Raw genomic sequence first — 18,566 nt, 5'->3', positions numbered from 1 at the left:
TTTCTCTTTATTCTTGGCTCTTTACTCTTTGCTCTTGACTCTTGATACTAACTACGTGATACGCTATACTCAGTACCCTCCCCACTTGATGTACGTTTCCAGGTCTTTGTCTCCTCTTCCAGAAAGGTTGATTACGATCACATCGCTAGCATTATACTTCACCTGCTTCAATACGGAAAGTGCATGCGCAGATTCGACAGCCGGAATGATCCCTTCCAACCTGCTCAGCTCCACTCCTGCTTTCATCGCATCCTCATCTTCCACGGCAAAGAACTCACCTCTTTTGGAATCAAATAAATGCGCATGGACAGGCCCGATGCCTGGATAATCCAACCCGGCAGATATCGAATGTGGCTCTACCACCTGCCCGTCTTCAGTCTGCATCAGCAGGGTCTTACTGCCGTGCAAAACTCCCGGTGTACCCAACACTGTAGTCGCTGCGGATTTTCCCGATGCTATGCCTAGTCCAGCGGCTTCGACAGCAATTAACCTAACGGAAGAGCGATTATAATAATGGTAAAAAGCCCCAGCGGCATTACTCCCACCACCTACACAGGCGATCACCAAGTCAGGATCTTCCTTGCCTTCTTTTTCCTTTAGCTGATATTTGATTTCTTCGCTGATTACCGATTGAAACCGTGCCACCATCTCCGGATACGGATGCGGGCCTACGACAGAACCAATGATGTAATGGGTATCCACAGGATTATTGATCCACTGCCGGAGGGCTTCATTGGTAGCGTCTTTGAGGGTCTGGCTGCCGGAGGTGGCGGGCACCACCTTCGCTCCCAAAATACGCATCCGCTCCACATTGGGCTTTTGGCGCTCCATGTCAATGGCTCCCATAAAGACCGTACAATCCATCCCCATCAGGGCACAAACGGTCGCCGTAGCCACCCCATGTTGGCCAGCTCCGGTTTCGGCGATGATGCGTTTCTTGCCCAGCTTCTTTGCTAAAATGATCTGACCAATGGTATTGTTTACCTTATGGGCGCCTGTATGACAGAGGTCTTCCCGCTTGAGATAGATTTTTGCACCATATTTCTCAGACAGCCGCTTGGCATAGTACAACGGTGTCGGACGTCCTACATAGTCTTTTAGAAGCGCATGAAATTCCTCTTTGAACTCATCCGATTCGGTGATTTTTTCATAATTGATCCTAAGTTCTTCCACATTGGGATAGAGCATTTCGGGAATGTAAGCTCCCCCAAATTTCCCATAGAACCCTTTTTCATCTACTTTAACCATAGTTTTATCAAGTCCCCCCGAAGAAGGCTATATTTAAATGCTTATCTATTTTCTTGTAAGGCCTTTACAAAGCGGATAACTTTGTCCACATCCTTAAAGGCCGCATGAAGCTCAAATTTAGAATTGATATCCACCCCTGCCAGCTTGGGCTGTATTTGCTGCAGGTGCTGGATTTCGGCTACACTTTCCTCCTGAATCCCTCCACTGAGCAAAAATGGCTTTTGCAAGGGATATTTTTCCAAAAGCTCCCAATTGAACTTTTTTCCGGAGCCACCGTATCCCTTCGTTTCCGTATCAAACAGAAAATACGCCACGTGTGGCTCAAAACCTTTCAGGTACGTCCAGTCTACTTCCTCGGTCACCCTAAAGACCTTTATGATCTCAGCAGCAGCCTGTTTTTTTAATTCCTCCACAAAAACCGCATCTTCATCCCCATGAAGCTGGATGTATGCCAGACCAAACGCATTGACTTTGGCTACGATTTCGGCGATGGGCGTATTCACGAACACACCTACCTTGGCGGCTTTGGTAGAAGGAATGGTGGCAGCATCAGCAACATACCGAGAGGATTTTGGATAAAAAATCATCCCCATCAGGTCTGGCTGGACTTTTTCATCCAGGCTCCTGATATTTTCCGCATCACGCATGCCACACACTTTCACCAACATCGTTAAACTGCCTCCGTTTTGAAATCCGGACTTAGTTCCCGGTATTTGTTCATAAAATTATAGGCTGCCTGATGAGGTCGGATGGATTTCATAAAATTCTCTCCGATCAAGAATCCATCAAATCCCCCTTTCTTCAGGTCTACCAAGGTCTGGGGATCAGAGATTCCACTCTCAGAGATTTTCACAAATTGATCAGGAATTTTATCCACCAAGCTGTAAGATGTATCCAGTGAAACATCAAAAGTCTTTAGGCTTCTGTTGTTCACCCCCACCAAATCCAATTGATCGTTCAGTGACCGGTCCAGTTCCTCTTGGTCGTGCACTTCCATCAGCACTTCCAGCCCCAGCTTGTGCGCAAAGGTGGCCAGTTCCTCCAACCGCTTTGGCTCCAGCGCGGCAGCAATCAGCAGAATGCAGTCTGCCCCTATGGATTTGGCCTCGACAATTTGGTACTCATCGATGATAAAATCCTTTCTCAATATCGGGCAGAAATTAAATTTTCTGGCAGTGGCCAAGTCCTCATTGGAACCTCCAAAAAACTCCTTGTCGGTCAAAATGGAAAGTGCCGAAGCCCCTGACTGCATATAACCAATGCTGGTTTTCTCCACTTTGGCAGCGCTGTTAATGGCTCCTTTGGAGGGTGACTTTCGTTTGAATTCAGCAATGATGCCGGTTTTCTCAGGATGAGTCACGTATTTCTTCATAGAGACCACCTTGTTGTCAAAAAAGACGCTTCTTTCCAACAACTTGGTAGGCACCAAGCTCTTTCGCTCAGCCACCTCTTCTTTTTTGTGTGCGATGATTTTGTCTAGGATATTCATGGATTAAGAATTTGCTAATGAAACGGAGGTTTTTGGGTTGACCAAATTTTCAAAGGTCTGAAGGGCTTTTCCACTGTCAAGGGATGCTGTGGCCTTGGCAATTCCCTCTTCAAAACTTAAGGATTGATCTGCCGTAACCAAGGCAGCTGCGGAGTTGGCAACAACTACTGCCTTTTGGGCTTCAGTGCCTTCACCCTTCAGGATATTATGGAAGATCCTTGCAGACTCTTCGATGGTCGTCCCTCCCTGAATGGCCGGAGCCTTTACCTTGGGCAGGCCAATGGACTCTGGCGAAATCACCCGCTCCCCTGCATTGGAAATCATTTTAAAGTCTCCTGTCAAGGACACTTCGTCGTATCCGTCCAGTGAATGCAATATACTGAAATCTATGCGGCTATTTTGATACAAGTAGCCATAGAGCCTCGCCAATTCCAAGCTAAAGACACCTACCAACTGCTTCTTTGGGAAGCTTGGGTTTACCATTGGCCCAAGCATGTTAAAGAAAGTTTTTACACCTAGATCCTTCCGTATAGGCCCCACATTTTTCATGGCAGGGTGAAATAACGGCGCATGCAGAAAACAAATCCCCGCTTCATCAAGGTTTTTACGGATCACATCGATGTCATTGGTAAATTCATAACCAAAATGGGCCAATAAATTTGAGGATCCACAAATGGAAGAAACCCCGTTATTTCCATGTTTGGCTACATTTTGCCCCGCACCTGCTACGACAAAGGAAGAGAGGGTAGAGATATTAAAGGTGTCTTTACCATCGCCTCCGGTACCACACAGGTCCATGGCATCATATGCTGCGATCTCCACGGGGATACACTGCTCTAGCATCGCTTCACGGAATCCCTCCAATTCCTCCACGGTGATACTCCTCATCATATAGACGGTCATAAACGCCGCCATTTGGCTTTGGTTATACTCTCCTGAGGTGATTTTTTTCAACGTTTCCTTCGCCTCTTCCTTTCCCAAGGTCCTATGTTCTATTAGGTGATTTAGAATCTCTTTCATTATCAGACTGTTTAATTGCCCCAAAGCCAATTGCTTCGGTATGAATGATGATGGTTAATTACTGCGTAATTTACTGATTAACTGACAAAAATCAGTCATTTATCCAGTTTTGGACGATCTGCTTGCCATGGTCAGTCAGGACACTTTCTGGGTGAAACTGCAGCCCTCTCACTTTATACTTCTTGTGCCTTACGGCCATGATCTGTCCATCTGGGGTCTTGGCTGTGATCTCCAGGTCTTTGGACAGCGTAGACTCATCGATCACCCAGCTATGGTACCTGCCTATTTTAAAGCTATTGGGCACTCCTTCAAAAAGCAGGTCTTCCTGCAATACTTTTATCTCAGAAGCGACACCGTGCACCACTTCGGTCAGGTTATTTAGCCCACTTCCAAAAGCCTCCCCAATGGCCTGATGTCCCAAACAAACGCCAAGGATATCCTTTTCACTGGCATATTTCCTTAACAGCTCGGGCATGATACCCGCATCGGCAGGAACTCCCGGCCCTGGTGACAGCAGAATTTTGTCATAGGCAGCCACATCTTCCACACTGATCTTATCGTTTCGGAAGACGTCCATCTCCGCCCCATACCCCAGCTCACGAACAATGTAAACCAAGTTATAGGTAAATGAATCGTAATTATCGAGTACTAGTATTTTCATGGTATCTTGATTGAAAGATTGAAAAATTTGAAAATTGAAAAATTGTTTATTTTCCAAGATCCATTTTCTTCACCTCATTTTTTATTGTTTTCAAATGCCTTTAAGTAATTGATAAACCCTTTAATTTCCTTCGAAATATTTAAAAGGCTTTCTTTTAAACCCCAATAGTCTTCTTCTTTTATCCTACCCGCTTTGTACAAAACAAATGCTTGGCTCCTTAACTCCCCTGCTGAGCCTTTTGCGTACGCTAGAAATCGAATAAAATCCTTGTTATTATTATACTCAAAACCTTCTGCAATATTGTTTGATATTGAAATTGCAGCCCCAATTAGTTGGTCCCTTGATTTAAAGTCTTTAGATAATGGCAACTCATCAGCTAAACCATAAACTTCTATTCCAATTTCAGCAGCATGCCTCCAAACATCCAATTCCTCAAAGCAGTCAATCTTTGCCATAATTTGCCAATCTTACAATTTTCAAATTTTTTAATCCATCAAACTCCCTCTTAAACTTCTTCGGCGGCTTTGAGGGCGACGCGGAGGGCCTGGAGCTTGTTGGTCACTTCTTGGAGTTCGCTTTCGATGGAAGATTTGGCGACCACCCCTGCTCCAGCCTGTAGGCGAAGCTGGTTGTTTTCTGACACAAAAGACCTGATCAGGATGGCATGGTTAAAGTCCCCGTTGAAACCAAGAAAACCTATCGCTCCTCCATAGAACTTGCGGCTGGTATTTTCGAGCTTATCGATGATCTCCATGGCCCGGTATTTTGGTGCGCCTGAAAGCGTCCCCGCAGGGAAGGTGTCGGCGACCAATTGTAGTGGATTGGCCGTTTCTGGAAGCACTCCTGTCACTTTGGACACCAAGTGAATCACATGGGAATAATATTGGATCTCCTTAAATACATCCACCTCCACTTTCTCTGACGACCTGCTCAGGTCATTTCTGGCGAGATCCACCAGCATCACATGCTCTGAGTTCTCCTTGGGATCATCATAAAGCTTGGTAGCCAATTCGGCGTCAGCCAGATCATTTCCTGTTCGCTTAAAGGTCCCCGCAATGGGATAGATTGTAGCTTTTCTGCCTTTCACCACAATTTGCGCTTCCGGAGAACTGCCAAACACCTTATAAGAACCGTAATCAAAATAAAACAAATACGGCGATGGGTTAACAGACCTCAATGCACGATAGACATTGAACTCATCTCCCTTAAATCCAGTGGTGTAGCACCTGGAAAGGACGATCTGGAATACATCACCCTTGAAGCAGTGCTCACGCCCCTGTCGGAGGATGTCCAAGAATTCATTATCGGTATAATTAGAGGTTTCTTCTCCTTCTACCTTAAATGAATAGGTTGGGATATTGCGGTTGTTCAGTAGGGTTTCGATCTCTTTGATCTTATCATCCTCACCATTGACATGGTAGTCAAAAATGTGGAGTTCATTTTTGAAATGATCCACTACAATTACATTTTTATAGACCGCATAATACGCTTGAGGCACCTCGGATGCCTTTGTGTTGTTGAGCTGAATATCCTCAAAACTACCTACGGTATCGTACTGCATATAGCCAAAAAGGCCGTTGGTGATAAATTTAAAGTCATTGGGCTCTTCCTCAAACCGAGCGGAAAATGCCTTCAGCTTGTCGACCAATTTTTCGCCTTTGACCAGGTCAAACTGGTTCTTCCCCTCTCCTGGAAAGGTTTCTTTTATCGTCTTACCATCAAAAGAAAAGGTAGCCATCGGGTTAAAACAGATGTAAGAATAACTGTTATCCTGTCCATGATAGTCAGAGCTTTCCAGCAAAATGGGATTCTTAAACTTATCTCTCACCTGTAGGTAAATACTCACTGGGGTAATGGTGTCCGCCAGGCGTTTCTTGTACCGTGTGTTGATCTTAAATCTTTGTCTTGTGTCCATGGTTAAACTATCGGATAAAATAAAAAAAGGCTTACCGGGGAATTCCAGCAAGCCTTATGAGATAATATTATTTTACTCTTTTACATATAGGCAATGGTCAGCTGTTCTTCCCTGTCAGAAGTTCCATTTGCCACCACCAATATTGAGTATTAATTTGTTTCATTTTTTTATCTTCAGGGCAAATATAAAAATGGATTCTATTTGCAAAAAACATTTACTATAAAATTTCACAAAAATATTCATCTTCACACAATTCACACAAGGACAATCGTCTTTCATTGCTTCGTGCTTACAGTTCTACACTTCAAAAAATCCGTTACCTTTGTCCTATAAATAATCAGCTACATAATTATTATGGATAATCTCCCTACCTATTTCAAGAGAACCTTTGACGATTATAAAGTCCTTGTAAAGGTGAACCCTGCTGACCTTACCGGTATCGAACTCATTATACACCCCGACGGTAAAATAGAAAAGACCACCATGGAATTCGATGAAGAAATCTATGATGATCTTGAAGTTGATGAGTTTGAACCATGCAGCCCCTTAGAATTCAACATGTACCTAAAGGGCCTGGCTTAGTTGCTGTTTTTCTACTGCTCTTCTTCTTTTGTTGGAGCAGTTTTTTTATTCCAATAAGGAGGCAATTCTTTTTCCTCCAATTTAATCAGACGTTCATCCTCAAATGTCGCAAGGAGATAAAATCGCTCATCCCTTACCACCCTATAGGTCTTCTGCGTTCCTTCCAGGCTACTGATCACGGCCTCTGGATGGATTTTAAGAAAGTCACTTTCTTCCATGCCTACTTCGTAGTTGGAGGCTCCTTTCATTGATGAACAGCTAGAAGCAAAAAGTGCAATTGCCAAAATGGGTAGGATAAATAGTAGTTTTTTCATAATACGTTAAATTTTTAATCAAGATTATATTTACAATAATATTGCCAAACATTTTTTTGGATTGACTGAGAAGGCTTTAAACCAATTAAGAATTTATTTTGGCTTGTAGTTTTGTGCGGGAAAGTTTTTGCCGTACCTTTGTACTCAAGCGGCACGACCAGCTCCTGCCAAATCCCCCAGGTCCGGAAGGAAGCAAGGGTAGGCGGTTGTAGCGGTGCGATGCCGCTTCTTTTTTGCCATTTCTTATAAATGTAAAAAATACATTTATTATTTTTGGCCATCTTTCAAAATAAACACCTAACTTTACTACTCTAAAGAAATTAATCAATTAACCTACCGCTTTCAGAAGGAAGGCGATGAACGTTATTTGAGCGTTTTACTGAAATATTTAGTAAAATTTGCACATTGCATTAATTGTCATTGTCGGTCAACACAGGCAATGACCAACCATATTCATCAAAACCAAAAAACCGTTTTACAAATGAAATTCTTTATTGACACCGCCAATCTCGATGAAATCAAAGAAGCCTACGACCTAGGCGTACTGGATGGTGTGACCACCAATCCATCCCTGATGGCCAAAGAAGGCATCACTGGAGACGATAATGTAAGAGCTCACTACAAGGCCATTTGTGACATCGTAGATGACAAGGTAAGTGCTGAGGTGATTTCCACCGATTTTGACGGCATGGTCAAAGAAGGTAAAGAACTTGCCAAAATTGACGACAAGATTGTCGTAAAAGTCCCTATGATCAAGGATGGCGTAAAAGCGATCAAATATTTCAGTGAAGAAGGCATCAGGACCAATTGCACCCTGGTTTTTTCCGCAGGACAAGCTATCTTGGCGGCTAAGGCAGGCGCTACTTACCTGTCTCCATTTATCGGACGTCTCGATGACATCGCTTTTGATGGTCTTGAACTGATCGAGCAAATCGTTCACATTTATGCCAACTATGGTTACGATACGCAAGTATTGGCCGCTTCTGTGCGCCATACCATGCACTTGATAAAATGTGCCGAAATCGGTGCAGATGTGGTGACTTGTCCGCTTAACGTGATCACTGGCTTGCTAAAACATCCACTTACTGACGCTGGATTGGCCAAATTCCTAGCAGACCACGCTAAAGCTGCTGGAAAATAAACTGACAAAGACTTTATATTTTTCCACCATCCTATCATCTCCTTGATGTTTGGGGTGGTGGTTTTTTTAATTCCCCATTTAAATTGACATAATATTTTTATCTCATAGCGTTATCATTTAAATTTCGTCTTCTTAACACAGCTATTCAATTACATGTATATTATTAAGGTCAAGGGCAAAGCAAAGATTCCGGATTACATTCAAATCAGGGACGAAAACTTTGTGCTTATTGCCTATTTTAGAGCCGACCGTCCGCTCAAAAACCTGGAAAAATACGGTTTGGAAGGCAAAGAAGAAGAAATGGAACGCTTGATCAAAGCGCTTCCTTTTGGTAAATTACAAAAGCTAGAATTCTAAAAATATGGTATTTTCCAGCGAACCTGTTGTCCGCCTTGACAAAGCCTGCGTCTTCCAAGGCATTACGGCTATTTTACAAGATGTGTCCTTTGACATTGATAAGGATGAATTTGTTTTTCTTATCGGAAGGACCGGCAGCGGTAAAAGTTCCCTCCTAAAAACGCTCTATGCCGATCTACCACTGAAGATGGGCTATGGCAAAATCGTTGGATACGACCTTCAAAAAATCAAAACCAAAGAAGTCCCTTTCCTCCGCAGAAAACTTGGCATTGTGTTTCAGGACTTTCAGCTCTTTACCGATAGGACTGTCGCCGAAAACCTCTACTTCGTCATGCGTGCCACAGGCTGGAAGGATAAGTCCAAGATGAAAACCAGAATGGTAGAAGTGCTCATGCGCGTCGGACTGGGCGGTGCAGCGACCAAAATGCCCCATCAGCTCTCCGGCGGCGAACAGCAGCGGGTGGTCATTGCCCGTGCCCTGCTCAACCATCCTTCTATTCTCCTAGCTGATGAACCTACCGGAAATCTTGACCCCGAAGTGGCCGACGGTATCTTTAAACTCTTTCAAGAAATCAACAAACAGGGAACTGCGGTACTTATGGCCACCCATAACCATGATTTGCTCAACAAGTACCCCTATAGGATTCTTAAATGCGAAAAAGGAAAACTGCTGGATTCAAAAACCAGTGAGATCGTAAAGTAATATGTATAATTCCGTCAGCATTTCATCCATCAGTCTTCATAATGGCCATAGGCAGAAATGACGGTAACAACAATCTTCTTACCGTCAATTGTATAAACCAAACGGTGCTTCTTATTTATCCTTCTCGACCAATAACCGGAAATATGTTTGAGCTTCTCCGGTTTTCCAGTTCCGGTTTCAGGATGATATTCAAGTTCATCCAACAGCTGATCTAACTTGTCCAACAATCTTTTGTTTCCAGACTTTATATGCCGCTTGATATCCTTAAGCGCCCTTTCAGTAAAGTCCACTTCAAAGTTCATCGCCCAAGCATTTTTTTCCGCTCTTCTTTGGTCATTTTAACAACTCTACCTGCTTCATAGTCTGCAATTCCCTCCCTCACATGAGCCATGACCTTAGGATCCATAAAATACTCATCTGACTCACTCACTGGAGAAAGTACATACGCTTTGTCTTTTCCTCTCTGAATGATGATATGCTGGTCATTATCCACCATGTCCAGGTATTTTTTCTGATTGTCCCGAAATTCTCTTGAACTGATTACTAACATATTGCTCAAATTTAAATGTACCATATAAGGTACACAAAAATAAAGATATTAGTTCAACAAACACACATACACCCCCCAATAAAAAATCAACTTATTCCCTTAAGGGGCAATTACTACGACCACACAAACCTACAATACTTGGAACAACCCCAACCAAGCATCTCCAACCTTACCGTCTTTCAGTAGCTCCTTGGCCAGCACTTTCCATGGTGCTCACGAAGGCAATTAACCGAGCCCAGCATGTAGCGGTAAAATGCTCCTACGGAAACTTTTTTGGGATCGATTGTTTTTATCATAAGTGCACGATCCAATGTGATCCTTCTAAACTAAACGTCCAGCTACTAAACAGAAATCTTTAACTTTGGAAGAAATAGTAGTTATCGCACTATAATTTAAGGAAAGATCACCTTAAAAAAACAACCTAACCCTAGCCTAATGAAGCGAATCCTTTTAACGCTCTTCCTACTGCTCTTTACCGTTGTTGCCGGCATACAACTTGTCCATGCACAGCGGATCTCCGGCAGCTTTACGCTTAAAATAGACGATAACCTCGACGAACGTATTTTTTCCATTGCCCAGTTGGAGTTCTTTGAAGACACTACCAGCACTTTGGGATTTAGGGACATTATCCAACCTGATTTTCAGGAAAACTTCAAGATCCGGCCATCATTCAACAAAAATAAATTTAATATTGACAATACCTATTGGGTAAAACTCTCCATAGACAAAACCCCAGAAAGTGACAAAAAGTGGCTGATGGAATTCTATGATCAAACCATCGATGTCGTAGAGGTTTATGCTCCTGACGGAAGGGGAGGCTATGATAAGATCCTCATGGGGGACGCCATCCCTTTTGGTTCCAGGGCTTTCAAGCACAAGAACTTTGAACTGCTGATAAAAAACACCAGTGAAGGGATCAGCAACTATTACGTCAAAATCCAATCCCACCAAAAAGCAGACATACGCATCGCCATTCGCTCGGTCAATCGCTTTATCTATTATGCGCTAAACGAATATTTTACTTACGGGGTCTTTTACGGCATGATACTGATCATTGGCCTATACAACCTGCTCGTCTATACCGTGATCAGAGAGACCAAATACCTCTACTACACGTTCTATCTGATCAGCGTGGGTATTTACGCCCTTAGTGTAGACGGCATCGCCTTCCAGTACCTTTGGCCCAATTCTCCCAAATGGAACCAAATCGCCAATGGTGTCTTTAGCTTTTCGATCGTGCTGTGGGCCATATTGTTTTCCATAAAATTCCTGAACACACGTTTCCGATCTCCCAGAATACACAAAGCCTTGATCATTATCTTGGGGATCAAGTCGGTCATATTCCTTATTGCCTTGCTCTGGGAGCCTAAATTACTGGAAATAAGGTACTATGATATCATACCCTTCTTTTTCATCTTCATAGCCAGTATTTACATCTGGTCCAGGGGGTATAAAGTGGCCCGGTTCTTTGTGATTGCCTATGGCGTGTTATTTATTGGTGTAGTGGTCAAAGTACTGGTCAATGCCGCCATTATCCCCCACATGACACTGGTCTACTATAGCCTCCACTTGGCCTTTCTAGTGGAGATGTTATTGCTGACCTTTGCCCTTGGTGACCGTATCCAGATCCTAAAGGACAACCGAGACAGAGCCATGCGCAGGACCATTCGGCAAATGGAAGACAACTTTGCCCTTAAAGAAAAAGTCAATCGGGAACTAGAACTTAAAGTGAGCGAAAGGACCAAAGAATTGGCACACAAAAACAAATTACTCGAAGAATACAACCAACAGCTGACCGATAAAGACGAGGAAATCAAGCGCATCAATTCCCTGCTGGACAGGGACAACTGGAAACTCAAAAGCAGTATCAAGGAATCCTTCCAAGCTAGACTCAGCAATAAGCTCCTGTCTTTCGAGGAATTTCAGCGCATCTTCCCAGACCAATCTGCTTGCCTGCGCTATCTGGAGGAATTCAAATGGGGCCAAGGCTATGAATGCAGGCAATGCGGAAACACCAAAAGCTCCAAAGGCCCCAAACTCTTTACCAGACGGTGCTCTAAATGCGGCCATATTGACTCGGTCACCGCCGGCACCATTTTTCACGGCGTCAAATTCCCGCTCGAAAAAGCATTCTATATCACCTATGAACTGATTGCTAACACGGAAAAAAGAACATTGGAACAATTGGCAGAATTGCTGGAACTTCGCAAAAATACGGTTTGGAATTTCCGTAAAAAGACCCGTCAAAACATCGAAGCTCACAATATCAACAACCCACATTGGGATGATATCCTGATCATGGCCGAGGAAAAAGTAAACGGGAAGAAATAAGTAGTGAGGTATGAGTACTGAGACATGAGATTTGAGTCTTGAGACAAAAAAAGGCCAAATCCCCCTTATTAGGGGGCAAGGGATAACCCGCCAAGCGTTAAATCACTGACTCAATTAAGCTGTTTCTTACCCCTGTCCTGAGCGTGTCTAAAGGTAAAATTAGGTGCTCGCATGGGCAAACTACGCAGTTTAGTATTTTACCGTTACATCACCTCATGAAACACGCTCAAAAGGCCAGTAAAAGGTGTTTTTAACTAGTACTCAACCATGAATACGCCTACTTCCACAGCTACTAAATAGGCTCGAAAAACACCAAGAATTTAACAATTTTTAGCGTTCTCATTTTTCTTTCTTATACCTTTTCGACATCAAACAATGCGCTCTGCAAACGTTTGATTTTTACCTATTCTTAAAACCCAAAATGTTATACACTTATGATTGAGCATTTACGCATAAGTAAGGAATCATGGAAACCCAAAGTACCTTTTATAGGAAAGCTTTCTATGATATTGGTTTTGGCCATCTGGGCCATATCCGGCACCGCGATAGCCCAAGATACTGATGTTACAGGTAAAGTTCTAGACCCTAGTGGAGAACCAGTCCCAGGTGTCAATATCCTCGAACAAGGCACCAGTAACGGTACCATCACTGACTTGGACGGTAACTACTCCCTCACCGTCAGTTCACCTGATGCCACCTTAAAATTTTCTTTTATCGGATTTGAGCCCCAAGTAATCCCATTGGATGGAAGGACCCAACTGGACATCACCCTCCAAGAGGAGTTGACGGGACTCGATGAAGTAGTGGTGATCGGTTATGGTGCACAGACCGAGAAGGAAATGACCTCTGCCATCACCACCCTCAAAACGGATGATCTTGTAAAAACACCAAGTTCTAACGCTATGCAGTCCTTGCAAGGAAAAGTAGCCGGTGTGCAGATCGTCAGTAAAGGTGCCCCAGGTGCTTCACCAACAGTAAGGGTAAGAGGCATCGGCTCCTTTGAAGGAGGCGGAGCTCCCCTATATGTGGTGGATGGGATGTTTTTTGACAATATTGACTTCCTCAACTCCAATGATATCAAAACTCTCTCCGTCCTAAAAGATGCCTCAGCATCTGCTATTTATGGCGCCAGGGCTTCCAATGGAGTCGTACTGATCGAGACCAAATCCGGTGAATACGAACAGGAAGCAGAAATCGTCTATGACGGCTACTATGGGGTCCAAAATCCACAAAACATACTCAAAATGGCCAATAGCCAGCAATTTGTCCAGTATGTCAGTGAAACAGGATCTGCTGCAGACATGGCCTTTGTCGACAATGCCATGCAGTTTTATGGCAGAAGCCGGGTAGACCCCAATATCCCAGCAGTCAACACTGACTGGTATAACGAGATCATGAGTCCTGCTCCCATACAAAACCACACCTTGACCTTCTCCGGTGGTAGTGCCAAAACGCGCTACTCTATTGGTGGTAGTTATTTTAGCCAAGATGGATTGCTCAATGAAACCAGAAACGAATACGAACGGGTAAATATCCGAGCAAACATCGACTCAAAGGTAAAAGACTGGATCACCGTAGGGGGTAATTTCACCTTCAGTTCAGCAAAACAGTACGTAGGCTCAGACGCAGCGTGGTTCAACGCCTACTTTGCCGTACCTATTTTGCCTAAATATGATGAGGAATATGGTGCCACCCCCGTACCACTGTCCAATGCCCAGCGTCTTGGCTACCGAAGTAGGCAAAACCCTTTCTATCCGCTGCTCTACAATGACAGTCGAAATAAGGTAAATAAGGTAAACGGTAACCTTCACGCAGAACTTACTTTTATCCCTGACAAGCTAACCTTCAGATCGGCCTATAATTACAAACTGGACATCATCAATGCCCGTAATGTAAACTTCACCTACAATGACGGTGTCCTAGACCCACTATCTGGCATTTCTAGGACCAATAGCCTATATTTTGACCAAATCATCGATAACTACCTGACTTATAAGGATTACTTTGGTGACCATGGCATTACCGCTACACTGGGCCAGTCCTTTAGAAGTGAAACTTTCGAAAGACTCAGCGGTAGCCGAAATGATTTGGATCCCAATCCTACATTTGGTAATGAAGAACTGTGGTACCTCAATAATGGCCAAGCCAATGACATCAATACGGCCACTGACGACGGAAGTCGGATCTTTTACCTCTCTTATTTTGGTAGGCTTGCTTATAACTATAAGGAAAAGTACCTGCTATATGCCACCTATCGGATGGACAACTACAATAAATTCCAAGTCGACAGTGAAGACTTCTTCACTGTTGGGGCAGGCTGGGTAGCTACTGAGGAGGATTTCTTTGATGTGAAAGGGATCGACTTCCTGAAATTCAGGGCCTCTTGGGGACAACTCGGGAATGACGGCATAGATCCATCAGTAGGCCAGCCCACTTTGGAAAGCACCTTTACGGCCATCAATGATGTGCGTGTACCGGGCTTCACGCTAAACCCTACTTATGACCTTATCAATCGGATAGAGACTACAGAAGAAACGAATTTTGGCCTTACTGCGAAGTTTTTCCAGAATAGACTTTCCTTAGAGGCGGACTATTACATCAGAAACACCCAAAGCCTTGCGGTCACCGTCTTGCAACCACTTTTCAGAGGTTCTGTAAGAAGGAGTGTAGGCGAAATCCAAAACAAAGGCCTAGAAGTAAGCCTAAATTGGGAAAACCAAGTAACAGAAGATTTCTCCTATTATATTGGAGGAAATATTGCCACCCTCAAAAATTCGGTTACCGACTTGGGTGGGCCAGAATACCTGAATGCTGGATCAGCGGAGTTCCGTCAGCGATCCATTGTCGGTCAACCCTACCAGGCTTTCTACGGATACGAAGTAGCCGGTGTCTTCCAAAACGAAGCCGACATCAGCAATAGTGGATACACCCAAGGTTTTATTGATGAAACAGGATTGGTACCTGGAGATTTTATGTTCAAGGACCAAAATGGCGATGGGGTCATCGATGACCTGGACAGGGTCGTATTAGGCTCTTATCTGCCCGAGCTCACCTACGGTGGCAACCTGGGCTTTAGGTACAGAAACTTTGACTTTTCGGTACTTATCCAAGGGCAGTCCGGACACAGTATCCTGAACAGAAAAAGAGGTGAAATCATCTTTACCAATGACACCAATATAGACGCAGAACTTGCCGATAATCTATGGCGTGGAGAGGGAACTTCCAATAAATACCCTTCAGCTGCTGGACTTCGCAAAGGGTGGAACCAAAACTTCAGCGACTACTTTGTAGAGGACGGATCATTCTTTAGGGTCCAAAATGTACGCATGTCTTATTCGCTCTTAGACAAAGAGGTAATGGGGCTGATGATGCCAGAAACACGCATCACATTGACAGCCGAGCGGCCATTGACCATCTTCAACTACAATGGATTTAACCCAGAAGTGGACAACGGCATTGACCGTCAAGTGTACCCAATTCCTGCAGTGTATACTGTGGGCCTAAACCTTAAGTTCTAAAAACAATAACCTAAGCACAGTCATGAAAAGATTTAGATATAAACTTATAACCTTGGCCATGGTATTATCCCTGACGGCCACCTTTTCCTGCAGTGAATACCTGAACGCTCCATTGGAAAACCAAATATTGGCAGATGATACCGACTATAGCCAATCCCAGAACATGGTTCTCCTACTCAATGGATCCTATGCGAAGTTTTATGACTTTGAATGGGAAACCTATCCGCTCATATCTGTAAGAGGAGATGATGTCAACCCTGCCGGTGACCAACAGGTACTGTTCGACACAGACGAATACAATTACGGCCGCAGTTTCTGGATATACAATTCCACTTGGCTCAATTTTTACTCTGACATCATGTACTGGAATGGGGCCATAGAAGAAATCAGGAAATACCAGGAAGCTGGTGCCAGTGCCTCCAACGCAGAACAGTACATCGCCGAAATCAAAGTAATGAAAGGGTATAATATGCTGCAACTGGCCAGATTATGGAACGACATCCTCATCCCCCTATCATCTGACCCCAATGATCTCTATGAAGTCGAACTGACACCCTTCAATGATGTCATGCAGTACATTTCTGATCAAATGGACGAGGCCATACCCAATCTTCCCAATATACGACCAAATCAACGAACCGATATCACGGGAGGCGTCACTCGATACACCGCATTGGCCGTTAAGGCATTGGCCAATTTGGAAATGGGGAATTATCAAGCCACTGCTGAGGCCACAGGGACGATTATCGGTAGCGGAGAATTTATGCTCGAACAGGATTACTACCAATTATTCAAAATCCCTGGAAAACTAAACAGTGAAAATCTCCTGGAATTTCAGTACTCTGATTACGGTGCAGAAAGCGGTACCTCTGAAAAATTCCCTTGGCAAGTTTACGGACCACAGGCGGTTGGTTGGCAACCTGCTGTACCTGAATCCGCTGGTGGATGGGGCTTCTGGGAGCCAACGGAGAAGTACATTAAATTCATGCTTGATCGAAATGACCGTAAGCGTTTAGCGACTACTGTCCTTTTCACCCCAGACGGCATCAGTGACATTGAGGCTGATCCCGATTATGCGGATCTACCCAACTGGGTCACTAATGTCACCCCTGATGGCGACACCTTTGGCAACGCCCCTCGGTACAAGTTCCTTAGCGGCAAGCACTATCTGCCCACTACCCAACTGACACCAGGGAGATTTAATTATGGTGAAAACAAAAATATGATTGCCATCCGATACGCTGAAATTCTCTTGGTACATGCCGAAGCACTCGTAAGTGGAGCATCAAGCAGTGTCATGTCAGCAGACGAAGCTGTGAACGCAGTGAGGTCAAGGGCAAACCTCGGCACCTTGAGCGGGGTCACCTTAGACGATGTCCTGGATGAAAAATTCGCTGAATTTGGCATGGAATGGGGCGTGCGTTTCTTTGACTTGGTAAGGCATGGCCAAACTGACGACCTGAGCTATGAAGGGAGATCCTATCAAGAGGGCGACCGTTTCCTCCCCTACCCACTTGATCAGGTGGACATTCTACCACAACTTCAAGAAGCAAGCAATCAGTAATTCTCATTGGTAATATTCAAACCCAAAAGACATGAAAATAACTTCTAAAATACTTATTGCAGGCTTAGTGGCAGCCAGCCTCTCCTGTAATGACGGCTATATAGATGATATCACCCCCGTACCACAAGGTGATGATGAGACTGCTCCTGAAGTAGCGATCAACTTTCCAGACCCCGGCCCATTGACGTGGGTTCCGGAGGATGTCATGGCGATCGACATCGATTTTGAAGTAATGGACGATATCGAGATCCAGGACATCATCGTCACCATGGACGGGCAGGAAATTGGCAATTATACAGATTTCAGGGATTACCGTAAGGCCGCCATCAAGCTGCCTTATGAAAACCTCACCAACGGCGACCATACCCTTACGGTCACTGCCAATGACTTATCAGGAAAAACCACCACCAATACAGTGGAATTTGAAAAACCGGAAGATTATATTCCGCAATATGACGGAGAGGTTTTCTATATGCCTTTTGATGGTCAATATTTGGAATTGGTCAGTGTAAGCGAAGCCACCGCAGTGGGAGAACCCGGCTTTGCAGGTGAGAGTGCTTCGGGCGCCAATGCCTATGCCGGTGCTACTGACTCTTACCTTACTTTCCCTGCTGCTGACCTAGCAGAGGGTGAATTCAGTGCGTCACTTTGGTACAAGGTAAATGCCAACCCAGACCGTGCAGGTATCTTGGTCATCGGCCCACCAGACCCTGACAACCCTGATGCCCAAAACAATCGTACAGCCGGGTTTAGGCTTTTTAGGGAAGCAGCAGGAAGCAACCAACGTATCAAACTAAATGTAGGAAATGGTAGCGGTGAGAACTGGTTTGATGGTGGCGCTACGGCCGACATTAATCCTGGCAGTGGAGAATGGGTTCATATCGCTATCTCCATTTCGGGGACTGAATGTGCCGTTTATATCAATGGTGAACCAGTGAGCCAAGGCACTTTCCCTGGCATTTCTTGGGAAGGATGTGACATCATGTCCATCGGCTCTGGAGCACCGCGGTTTTCAGGATGGGGACACCTGTCTGACAACAGCTTTATCGATGAGCTTCGCATCTTCAATAAGGCACTGTCCCAAACTGAAGTACAAGGCATCATGGACGACGAACAGCCGTAATATTTTATATATATCAGGAGGGTTTCAGCAGTGGAACCCTCCTTAATTCT

At 44.4% G+C, this 18,566-nt stretch carries 18 protein-coding genes and 1 other RNA gene; 9 read left to right on the top strand and 10 right to left on the bottom strand.

Annotated features, from left to right (window positions below; translation table 11 throughout):
• Positions 1-69 precede the first annotated feature (69 nt).
• From trpB to DN752_RS18540, 7 genes are all read right to left on the bottom strand, one after another.
• Positions 70-1,248: a tryptophan synthase subunit beta gene (gene trpB, locus DN752_RS18570; RefSeq protein WP_112785350.1), complete on the bottom strand. Its 1,179-nt coding sequence runs from the start codon at positions 1,246-1,248 to the stop codon at positions 70-72.
• Positions 1,249-1,289: 41 nt separating this feature from the next.
• Positions 1,290-1,916: a phosphoribosylanthranilate isomerase gene (locus tag DN752_RS18565; RefSeq protein WP_112785349.1), complete on the bottom strand. Its 627-nt coding sequence runs from the start codon at positions 1,914-1,916 to the stop codon at positions 1,290-1,292.
• A 2-nt stretch (positions 1,917-1,918) separates the two neighbouring features.
• Positions 1,919-2,737, bottom strand: coding sequence for an indole-3-glycerol phosphate synthase TrpC (trpC, locus tag DN752_RS18560; protein ID WP_112785348.1), 819 nt, complete (start codon positions 2,735-2,737; stop codon positions 1,919-1,921).
• Between the two features lie 3 nt (positions 2,738-2,740).
• Positions 2,741-3,757: an anthranilate phosphoribosyltransferase gene (trpD, locus tag DN752_RS18555; RefSeq protein ID WP_112785347.1), complete on the bottom strand. Its 1,017-nt coding sequence runs from the start codon at positions 3,755-3,757 to the stop codon at positions 2,741-2,743.
• Positions 3,758-3,848: 91 nt separating this feature from the next.
• Entirely contained in the window at positions 3,849-4,418 is a 570-nt protein-coding gene (locus DN752_RS18550) for an anthranilate synthase component II (RefSeq protein WP_112786612.1), read from the bottom strand.
• 74 nt (positions 4,419-4,492) lie between these two features.
• Entirely contained in the window at positions 4,493-4,873 is a 381-nt protein-coding gene (locus DN752_RS18545; protein ID WP_112785346.1) for a four helix bundle protein, read from the bottom strand.
• Positions 4,874-4,923: 50 nt separating this feature from the next.
• Positions 4,924-6,333, bottom strand: coding sequence for an anthranilate synthase component I family protein (locus DN752_RS18540; RefSeq protein ID WP_112785345.1), 1,410 nt, complete (start codon positions 6,331-6,333; stop codon positions 4,924-4,926).
• 354 nt (positions 6,334-6,687) lie between these two features.
• On the opposite strand from DN752_RS18540, the gene DN752_RS18535 reads away from it, so the two are divergent.
• Positions 6,688-6,915, top strand: coding sequence for a hypothetical protein (locus DN752_RS18535; RefSeq protein ID WP_112785344.1), 228 nt, complete (start codon positions 6,688-6,690; stop codon positions 6,913-6,915).
• A gap of 11 nt (positions 6,916-6,926) precedes the next feature.
• Here DN752_RS18535 and DN752_RS18530 read toward each other — a convergent pair whose 3' ends face one another.
• The gene (locus tag DN752_RS18530; RefSeq protein WP_112785343.1) at positions 6,927-7,229 is read right to left on the bottom strand and encodes a hypothetical protein; all 303 of its coding nucleotides are present in this window, start codon (positions 7,227-7,229) and stop codon (positions 6,927-6,929) included.
• A gap of 143 nt (positions 7,230-7,372) precedes the next feature.
• Here DN752_RS18530 and ffs point away from each other — a divergent pair.
• The 4 genes from ffs to DN752_RS18510 all read left to right on the top strand — a co-directional run bounded on the left by ffs (position 7,373) and on the right by DN752_RS18510 (position 9,430).
• Positions 7,373-7,463, top strand: an RNA gene (ffs, locus tag DN752_RS18525) — signal recognition particle sRNA small type.
• Positions 7,464-7,710: 247 nt separating this feature from the next.
• Entirely contained in the window at positions 7,711-8,370 is a 660-nt protein-coding gene (gene fsa, locus DN752_RS18520; protein ID WP_112786611.1) for a fructose-6-phosphate aldolase, read from the top strand.
• A gap of 153 nt (positions 8,371-8,523) precedes the next feature.
• Positions 8,524-8,727 carry a fructose-6-phosphate aldolase gene (locus DN752_RS18515; RefSeq protein ID WP_112785342.1) on the top strand — a complete coding sequence of 68 codons (204 nt, stop codon included), beginning with the start codon at positions 8,524-8,526 and terminating at the stop codon, positions 8,725-8,727.
• Between the two features lie 4 nt (positions 8,728-8,731).
• Positions 8,732-9,430, top strand: coding sequence for a cell division ATP-binding protein FtsE (locus tag DN752_RS18510; RefSeq protein ID WP_112785341.1), 699 nt, complete (start codon positions 8,732-8,734; stop codon positions 9,428-9,430).
• A gap of 29 nt (positions 9,431-9,459) precedes the next feature.
• Here the strand turns inward: DN752_RS18510 and DN752_RS18505 are convergent, their stop codons facing one another.
• Entirely contained in the window at positions 9,460-9,732 is a 273-nt protein-coding gene (locus DN752_RS18505) for a Txe/YoeB family addiction module toxin (RefSeq protein ID WP_112785340.1), read from the bottom strand.
• On the bottom strand, positions 9,729-9,980 hold the full coding sequence (locus tag DN752_RS18500; protein ID WP_112786610.1) for a type II toxin-antitoxin system Phd/YefM family antitoxin: 252 nt from the start codon (positions 9,978-9,980) through the stop codon (positions 9,729-9,731). Before DN752_RS18500 ends, DN752_RS18505 begins: the two co-directional genes overlap by 4 nt.
• 435 nt (positions 9,981-10,415) lie before the next feature.
• On the opposite strand from DN752_RS18500, the gene DN752_RS18495 reads away from it, so the two are divergent.
• From DN752_RS18495 to DN752_RS18480, 4 genes are all read left to right on the top strand, one after another.
• Positions 10,416-12,311: a 7TM diverse intracellular signaling domain-containing protein gene (locus DN752_RS18495; RefSeq protein ID WP_112785339.1), complete on the top strand. Its 1,896-nt coding sequence runs from the start codon at positions 10,416-10,418 to the stop codon at positions 12,309-12,311.
• Between the two features lie 434 nt (positions 12,312-12,745).
• Entirely contained in the window at positions 12,746-15,829 is a 3,084-nt protein-coding gene (locus tag DN752_RS18490; RefSeq protein WP_112785338.1) for a SusC/RagA family TonB-linked outer membrane protein, read from the top strand.
• 22 nt (positions 15,830-15,851) lie between these two features.
• Complete coding sequence (locus DN752_RS18485; protein WP_112785337.1) at positions 15,852-17,393, top strand: RagB/SusD family nutrient uptake outer membrane protein; 1,542 nt, start codon at positions 15,852-15,854, stop codon at positions 17,391-17,393.
• A 31-nt stretch (positions 17,394-17,424) separates the two neighbouring features.
• Complete coding sequence (locus DN752_RS18480; protein ID WP_112785336.1) at positions 17,425-18,516, top strand: LamG domain-containing protein; 1,092 nt, start codon at positions 17,425-17,427, stop codon at positions 18,514-18,516.
• The last annotated feature ends 50 nt before the right edge of the window (positions 18,517-18,566 follow it).

The organism is Echinicola strongylocentroti, from assembly GCF_003260975.1.
Lineage (GTDB): Bacteria > Bacteroidota > Bacteroidia > Cytophagales > Cyclobacteriaceae > Echinicola > Echinicola strongylocentroti.
This window is presented reverse-complemented; position numbering and strand designations above follow the sequence as displayed.